The 7,935-nt window shown below is 66.2% G+C and carries 8 protein-coding genes; 4 read left to right on the forward strand and 4 right to left on the reverse strand.

Features of this window, described 5'->3' with window-relative positions:
* Positions 1-26 precede the first annotated feature (26 nt).
* Together LH475_RS12175 and LH475_RS12180 are read left to right on the forward strand one after the other, a co-directional pair.
* Positions 27-773: a hypothetical protein gene (locus LH475_RS12175; protein ID WP_297414270.1), complete on the forward strand. Its 747-nt coding sequence runs from the start codon at positions 27-29 to the stop codon at positions 771-773.
* A gap of 76 nt (positions 774-849) precedes the next feature.
* A complete protein-coding gene (locus LH475_RS12180) occupies positions 850-2,139 on the forward strand; it encodes a M18 family aminopeptidase (RefSeq protein ID WP_196843155.1) in 1,290 nt (429 codons plus the stop codon).
* A gap of 39 nt (positions 2,140-2,178) precedes the next feature.
* Here the strand turns inward: LH475_RS12180 and LH475_RS12185 are convergent, their stop codons facing one another.
* Positions 2,179-3,087: an oxygenase MpaB family protein gene (locus LH475_RS12185; protein WP_196843156.1), complete on the reverse strand. Its 909-nt coding sequence runs from the start codon at positions 3,085-3,087 to the stop codon at positions 2,179-2,181.
* A 399-nt stretch (positions 3,088-3,486) separates the two neighbouring features.
* Between LH475_RS12185 and LH475_RS12190 the strand changes: the two genes are divergently transcribed.
* Both LH475_RS12190 and LH475_RS12195 read left to right on the forward strand, forming a co-directional pair.
* On the forward strand, positions 3,487-4,953 hold the full coding sequence (locus LH475_RS12190) for a sugar porter family MFS transporter (RefSeq protein WP_196843157.1): 1,467 nt from the start codon (positions 3,487-3,489) through the stop codon (positions 4,951-4,953).
* 103 nt (positions 4,954-5,056) lie between these two features.
* Complete coding sequence (locus tag LH475_RS12195) at positions 5,057-6,292, forward strand: exonuclease domain-containing protein (RefSeq protein ID WP_196843158.1); 1,236 nt, start codon at positions 5,057-5,059, stop codon at positions 6,290-6,292.
* Positions 6,293-6,308: 16 nt separating this feature from the next.
* On the opposite strand, the gene LH475_RS14590 is transcribed toward LH475_RS12195, so the two are convergent.
* The 3 genes from LH475_RS14590 to LH475_RS12205 are packed head-to-tail and all read right to left on the reverse strand — an operon-like array spanning position 6,309 to position 7,508.
* Positions 6,309-6,446: a TraR/DksA C4-type zinc finger protein gene (locus LH475_RS14590; protein ID WP_366145604.1), complete on the reverse strand. Its 138-nt coding sequence runs from the start codon at positions 6,444-6,446 to the stop codon at positions 6,309-6,311.
* A gap of 3 nt (positions 6,447-6,449) precedes the next feature.
* Complete coding sequence (locus tag LH475_RS12200; RefSeq protein ID WP_196843160.1) at positions 6,450-6,695, reverse strand: hypothetical protein; 246 nt, start codon at positions 6,693-6,695, stop codon at positions 6,450-6,452.
* A gap of 18 nt (positions 6,696-6,713) precedes the next feature.
* Positions 6,714-7,508, reverse strand: coding sequence for an RNase H family protein (locus LH475_RS12205; protein ID WP_196843161.1), 795 nt, complete (start codon positions 7,506-7,508; stop codon positions 6,714-6,716).
* Positions 7,509-7,935: the final 427 nt, after the last annotated feature.

Below are 7,935 nucleotides of genomic sequence, written 5' to 3' on the forward strand. Positions count from 1 at the left end.
ACGGGATCGCTCAGTAGGCTCGGTGGGTGAATGTGATTCAGGAGATCGAAACGCGCCTGCCGGAAGAGGCCGTCGCCGGTTTTCGCCGACTCATCGGGCAAGCCCGGGTCGGGGATCCGATCCTGCTGCAGGAGCGGGCGATGGCGCGCATGGTTGCTCCGGCGCAGTGGATTTTAACCCGCGTCGGTGTTGACGGCATCCGCTTGACCAAGGCCGGGCACCTGCCGCCGGCGGTCATTCTTGAAGCGTCCGCCGAGCTCGACTGGGGTTGGCCGATCAGCGTCAACCGCGAAGTGCACCTGCGTCCGCTGCAAGAACTGCGCGGGCACCTGCGCGATGTGGGACTGCTGCGGGTCAGCAAGGGCATGCTCGTGCTCACCCGACAGGGCCGGGCCCTCTCCGGGACCCCTCGCGAACTCTGGTGGCACCTCGCCCGTACCATTCACCACAGCCGTACGCCCGCCGTGAGCGACGCCACCCGACTCCTGCTGTTGTTCGTGGCGACCCGCGGTCTGGCCCGACGCGAGGACTACCTCACCACCCTGTCGCGCGCGCTCGGATCGCTCGGCTGGGTGCAGTCCGACGGCCAGGAACCAACGACGCAGTCGGTGTGGCACCTCGTCGACACCAAGTGGCGCCTGCTCGACCGACTGGGCGTGTTCGAGCAGACCGAGGCCTGGCACGGCGATCGCGGCACGGTTACCGTGGGCGGCGCCGCCTTCGCGCGCGCCGCGCTGCGGTCCGACGCGCCGTCCAACTCGCTTTCCGAATAGCAAGCCCTCCTGTCGCCGGCCTGCATGCGGCCGGTACTCGGCATCTGCTGCCCGGCGTGAGTGGTTGGATGGACGAATGGATGCCACAGCTGACTACCGTGCCGATTTCTCCGCCTTCCTCCAAGCGTCACCGTCGTCGTACCACGCCGCCGCCGAAGTCGCCCGGCGTCTCGACGCGAACGGCTTCACCCGATTGAGCGAGTCGGAGTCCTGGGCCGATGCCCCTGCTGCCACCGGCCACTACGTCGTGCGCGACGGCGCCGTCATCGCCTGGTCGCAGCCCGTCGGTGCCGCAGCCACGACACCGTTTCGCATTCTCGGCGCCCACACCGACTCCCCGGGTTTCAAGCTCAAGCCGAAACCCACGATCGGCTCGCACGGCTGGCTGCAAGCCGGCGTCGAGGTGTACGGCGGGCCGCTGCAGAACTCCTGGCTGGACCGTGAGCTCGAACTCGCCGGCCGGCTCGTCACCCAGGGCGGCACCGAGCACCTGGTGCGCACCGGGCCGTTCCTGCGCATTCCGCAGCTCGCCGTGCACCTCGACCGCGAGGTGAACAATGGTCTGACCCTCGACCGACAACGCCACCTCACACCCGTTTTCGGTGTCGGCGATGCGTCCGAGGCCGACCTGGTGGCGCACCTGGCCGGTCTGGCCGGGCTTCTGGCAGCGGATGTCGCCGGTTACGACATTCTCACCGCCGACACCAACCCGCCCGCCACCTTCGGTCTCGGCCAGGAGCTGTTCGCGGCCGGGCGCCTCGATAACCTGTCGTCGGTGCACGCCGGCCTGTGCGCCCTTATTCTCACCAGCGAACACCCCACCGATATCGGCCCGATCAGCGTACTCGCGGCCTTCGACCACGAAGAACTCGGCTCCCAGTCGCGGTCGGGCGCGAGCGGACCGCTGCTCGATGACATTCTCACCCGCATCGGTGACGACCTCGGTGCGACCGGGTCGGAACGCCTGCAGGCCTACGCGGAATCCTGGTGCCTCTCCGCTGACGCCGGACATGCCGTGCACCCGAACTATCCGGATCGTCACGATCCGGCCAACACTCCCATTCTCGGCGGCGGCCCGCTGCTGAAAATCAATGCCAACCAGCGCTACGCGACGGATGCCCACGGCGCGGCCCTCTGGGCGCGCACCTGCGCCCAGGCGAACGTCGAGTACCAGGAATTCGTGTCCAACAACACGGTTCCCTGCGGGTCGACGATCGGACCGCTGACCGCGACCCGGCTGGGCATCCGCGTCGTCGACGTCGGCGTGCCGCTGCTGTCGATGCATTCCGCCCGGGAACTGTGCCACGTCAACGATCCGCAGGCGCTGAGTGCGGCCATCGCCGCTTTCTTTGCTCCGATGGTGTAGTCGCGCCGAGCGCCGCACGAGCGCCGCACGAAGGCCAGCTCAGGTGGCCAGTTCGTCGGTACGTGCGATGCGCGCGAGCCGTGAGCGCGCTGCCTCCTCTGATGTCGACGAGGGGCCGAGCAGGGTGCGCACGACACCGAGAACGAGCCGGGTGCCCCAAATTGCCGGCAGCCGGGATCGTTTCAGGCCCAGCATGTCGCGATACTCGCGCGGGATCGACGCCACGGCGCCAGCGAACATGATGCGGTAAAACGGCAGCATGCCGCGGCTGAGTGGCGGGTAGCGGATGAACCGCACGGCTTCGGCGACGCGGGAATCACTCTTGAGCGTTCCGGCACTGCGAAAAGCCTCAAGCTGGGTGGCCAGCTCGTCGGCCGAATGCGGTGCATTCTGCACCCCGACCAGTTCACCGGCGGTCGCCCATTCCCGCACATAGCCGTCGGCGCCGCCGGGAATGGCGCCGTCCCACAACAAATGGGATTGCAGAAAAGCGTCGGTGAAAACAAGGTGCACCCACGACAAGAGTTCGGGGTCGCCCGCTGCATAGGGGCGTTCCTCACCGCGCGCATCAAGATAGGTGCCGGTCACCCGATCGTGAAAGTGGGCCACCCGGCTCGATTCCCGCTCGGCAACAACCGTGTCGGCAAAAGTCACCGTGACCAGCCACTGAATGGTGCCGGAAAGACGCCCGAGGGGGTCTTCGTGATAGCGGGACCAGTCGTGCACACCGGCCATGGCGCCCGGGTGCAGGGTTTGCATGAGCAGTGCACGAATGCCGGCGACCATGGTCGCCATGCCGCCGTGCACGGCCCAGGCCGCGCTGCCCGGGCCGAAGAACCCGACGTTATCGCCCGTGGCGATCTGGCCGACCCACTTGGGCCGCCCCTCGCTGTTGCCCGAAAGCGTCACAAGAAGATGCGAGCGCCAGCTGTCCGTGAATCTTCCCATCCTCGGATCGTAGTCCCGCCTCGCTGGACGCCCGCCGCGAACGACCTCGTGTTTCCCGGCGGCCCGGCCGTCAGTTTTGGTCATGGTCCGTCGGCGGGGCGGCCGCTCCCGCACGGATCATGTACCCCTCGCCCTCCACCGGGTCGGTGGATTCGGGAACCGTACTGGTTATGGCGGTACTCCCCACACGGTCGTCGGCCGGAGCCAAAAGGTTGGTCGATCCGTACCCGCTGCACAGAAAGCAATTGCGAGAATCGTTGTAGGCCGGTTCAAACCGCCCCGCCCCCCTGTCGTGGCACAGGGTCTGCACCGTTGGCGCGGCACCCGATGGGACCCGACGTAGGCTGGTCGGATGGCACAACATCGAAACAGGAGGCGGCACGTGACCGACACAGCACGATGACCGCATCCCCTTCGGGCTCGGTGAACGACCTTGGCACGCCGAGCAGCAACCGAAAAGTCATCGCGTTGGCCGTCGCCGGCGCCCTCGGCGGTTTTCTGTTCGGCTTCGACTCCTCGGTCATCAACGGAGCCGTCAACGCGGTGCAGCGAGAATTCGCTCTGAATGCCACCCTCACCGGGTTTGCCGTGGCCTGTGCGCTGCTCGGTGCTGCGGCCGGCGCTTTCTTCGGGGGCCGTTTCGCCGACCGTTACGGGCGCATCCCCATGATGGTGCTCGGCGGTGTGGTGTTCCTGGTCAGCTCGATCGGTTCCGGCTTCGCGTTCGGCGTCGTCGACCTGATCATCTGGCGGGTGGTCGGCGGCCTCGGCATCGGCCTCGCATCCGTTGTCGCGCCGGCCTATATCGCCGAAATTTCACCGCGGCAGATGCGCGGCCGTCTTGGCTCTCTGCAGCAGCTCGCAATCACCCTGGGAATCTTCACCGCCCTGCTCTCCGACGCCATGTTTGCCGCGAGCGCGGGTGGGGCGGGCAGCGAGTTCTGGTTCGGCCTGGAGGCCTGGCGCTGGATGTTCCTCGCCGGCGCCGTGCCCGCCATCGTCTACGGCGGCATCGCGTTCATGCTGCCGGAATCCCCGCGTTTCCTGATTCTGAAAGACAAAGAAACGGATGCCCGCGCCGTGTTCACTCGGCTCTGGCCGAGCGGCGATGTCGACCGGGAAATTCGCGACATGCGTCGTTCGATCGAGGTCGACGCGCGTTCGCAGAAGACGGGGTCCCTGCGCGGCAACGCCTTCGGGCTCAAACCGATCGTCTGGGTCGGCATCATTTTGTCGGTGTTCCAGCAGTTCGTTGGCATCAACGTGATCTTCTACTACTCGACCACCCTGTGGCAGGCGGTCGGCTTCCAGGAATCCAACTCGCTGACCATCTCGGTGATCACCTCGGTGACCAACATTCTGGTGACCCTGGTCGCGATCGCCCTGGTCGACCGGATCGGTCGGCGACCGATCCTGCTGACCGGTTCCATCGGCATGACGGTGTCACTTGCGACCATGGCGGTGGCGTTCAGCCAGTCGAACACGGTCGGCGGCGAGTTGAGTCTGCCCGGCGCTTGGGCGCCGATCGCACTGGTCGCCGCGAACCTGTTCGTGATCTCGTTCGGTGCCTCCTGGGGGCCGGTGGTGTGGGTGCTTCTCGGGGAAATGTTTCCCAACTCGATTCGTGCCAAGGCCCTTGGGCTCGCCGCAGCCGCGCAGTGGACCGCGAATTTTCTCATCACGGTCACCTTTCCGCCCATGGCCAATGCGTCCCTGACGATCACCTACGGCCTCTACGCCCTGTTCGCTGGACTCTCGTTCTGGTTCGTGCTGCGCAAGGTTCCTGAAACGAACGGGATGTCGCTCGAGGAAGCGGACACACTGCTACCGCCGAAGAACTCGGCCAGAAAAGCCGAAGGCAACTAGGTATATAAGCAGCACTCGACTGGACCTGCAACCCCCCGAAAGGGTAGTCGCGTCGAGTCGGGTTTGTGGATAACTTCACATCACAAGATTGTGGAGTGTGACCATGCCCGAACGTGGATACGCCGTTATTTGTTTGAAAACCACCGGACTGTTTCCGTATAAGCGGGATCGGGTCGTCGAGATTGCCGTTGTGCACATCGACGAGGGTGGTTGCACGACTGCGCGCTGGCAGACCGTCGTCAATCCCGGAAGCAACGCGGGTGACGTCGCGAGCCACGGTGTCAGCACGGCCGAACTGCTGCGCGCGCCCACGTTTGAGCAGATCGCACCGCGACTGATCGACCTGCTCCGCGGCCGGGTGTTGGTGTCCCACAATGCCCAGTTTGTCACCGGCTTTCTGATGAGCGAGTTCGAGCTGATCGGCTACGCCCGCGGGCGTGGACTTGAGGCAGTCTGCACGATGCAGCTGGCCCGCAGCTACTTGCCGGGGGCCGGTCGGCAGCTCATCGATTGTTGTGCGGCCTACGACATCGAGATCGGGCCCGGCCCCGGAGCCCTGGTGCAGGCCGTGGCGTGCGCGAGCCTGCTGGCGGCCTACGTGCACGGCTCGCCCAGTGCAGCACCGTGGATCGAGGCCCTCGACCGTGCCGAGCGGGCCCCCTGGCCGCTTATCGTCGGCGACACCGGGGCGGAGTGGGTGCAGCGCGACCCGACAACGACGGACGCAGTGCCCACACCGAGCTTTCTGGCTCGGGTGGCCATGAAGCTCCCCGACTACACCGGACCGGAGGAGCGCCTGGACTATCTCGCCCTGCTCGACCTGTGCCTGGTCGGTCGTGTGCTGTCGTTCCAGGAAACGCGCGAACTTCGGGTTTTGGCCGAATGCAGCGGCATCAGTGTGGCGGACTGCGCCGCCCTGCATCGCCGGTACTTCGAAGACTTTGTGCGCGTGGCCTGGTCAAATGGCGACCTCAGTCGAGGGGATTGCTTTGACCTGGTCGCCGTCGCCCGCATGCTCGCCGTCGACCCGGACGTCATCGCCGCCGCTCTGACCGCACCGTCATCGGTGGCCCGACCACCGATTGCCTCGATCGATACGGTGCTGCTGGAACGGGGCGACATCGTCGTGCTGGCCGGTGACATGGCCCGCGCTCGCTCCGATTGGGGCCGAGAGCTGATCGCTCGCGGGCTCTCCCTGGGCACCGCGGTCACGCTGCGCACGAGCCTGCTCGTTGCCGCCGACCCGGCCTCGGTCACCGGCATGACGGGCAAAGCGCGCGACTATGGCATTCCGATCGTCTCCGAGTTCGGCCTTCGGTCTCTCATCGGCGTGCGCTGATCGGAGGTGTGCTGAACTATCGACGGCGCGGTGCCGCCTTCTCGGCGCAGGCGGCGCAGAGGTCGGCGGCCGGTTTGATCTCGAGTCGCCCCTTCCGGAATTCGTTGCCGCAGCGCACGCACAGGCCGTAGTTGCTGTCGACAATGCGCTGCAGGGCTCAAGCGATGGCCGCGAGCTCGTCGCCGGCTTCGTTCTGAAACCCCGACAGGCGTGACCATTCGTTGCGCAGCGAGGATGCTTCCGCGTCGTGGGCGCCGTCGGTCGAACCGTCACTGCGCGAGCTTCGCACGATGGCAAACCTATCGGCGAGACGCTGGGATTGCTCGGTCAGCTCGGTGCGGCGTTCACCGAGCGCGGTCTCGAAAATGTGCAATTGTGCGGGTTCGCAGGACGAAACGGTCATGTTCTATGGTCCCACGGCTCAAATCAGATTGCGCAGGTACTCCTCGACGGTCACGCCGCGGGCCGCGGACCGCTGCACGACACGCCGGTGCTCGTCGTCGGTGAGCGACAGCGTCACCCGATGCAGCTCACCGGTGCTGCGCATAACGTCGGGGCCGTGCAGATCGGTCAGGTCGCGGTAATCCTCGCCGATATCATCATCGAGATCGTCGAAAGAAAACAGTTCGGCACGCGGGTAGGCGGTGGCCCGCTCCGTGGTGCGGTCCGTGGTCTGGGTCGGCGTGCCTGAACTGCTTGGTCCGACGGATGCCGCCGCTCGCGCCTGTGCCACCGGTTCACCCTCAGCTTCACCCGCGCGAAAACCCGGCCCGCCCGGCGCCGGCCGGCCGCGCTGAAAAGCCTCGGCCGCGCTGCGCGCGCGCTCGTCGGCGGCCTCATTGAGGGGATGCCCGACGTGTCCCTTGACCCATTCGAACCGGTAGCGTCGCCCGGCGATCGCCTCGTCGATCTCCTTCAGCAGGTCGAGGTTCATGACCGGTTTGCCGTCTCCCTTGCGCCAGCCCTTCGCCTTCCAACCCTTCATCCACTTCGTCACGGAGTTGATCACATACTGGCTGTCGCACAGCACGAGCAGGTCGTCGTCGATGTGTGCGGTTGCGCGAAACAACTCGAGCACGGCCTTCAGCTCGCCCTGGTTGTTGGTCGCGTGCTTCCAGCCGCCGGCCGCCCAGCAGGAGTCGTCGACGTACCAGGCCCAGCCAGCCGGTCCGGGGTTGCCGAGGGCAGAACCGTCGGCGGCGGCGGTGATCGTCATGTGCGGGCCTTTCAAACAGCGGATGTGCGGGCGCAGGTCGTTCCAGTCTGCCACCCCCCGGAATCCGCTGCCCGCACGGCTTTGGGTTCGATGCGGATTGTGTCCGTTATGTACGAGCTCCCCGATACAGCCCCAACAGCCTGTGATCATCTGTGGTCGAAAGGTAGCGGGTGCCACGGTTTCCGGACACACGCGCCGGCCAACGTCGAAGCAGGGAAGCCGCCCGGGCGGCCTGCAGAGCGTGGCACCGCCGCTTCATTCCAACCGCGAGCGGGACTTCAGTGAGATCCAGCACCGTTCAAACATTACCCAGCACCACCGCACCCGGCACCACCGCACCCAGCACCGTTGCGGCGGTGCTCGTGCACCGTCCGGGGCGATGGATCGACAATTGGAACCCCGAGAACAAGAAAAAGTGGGAACAAGG

It is taken from the genome of Cryobacterium sp., assembly GCF_026786305.1.
Classification (GTDB): Bacteria; Actinomycetota; Actinomycetes; order Actinomycetales; family Microbacteriaceae; genus Cryobacterium.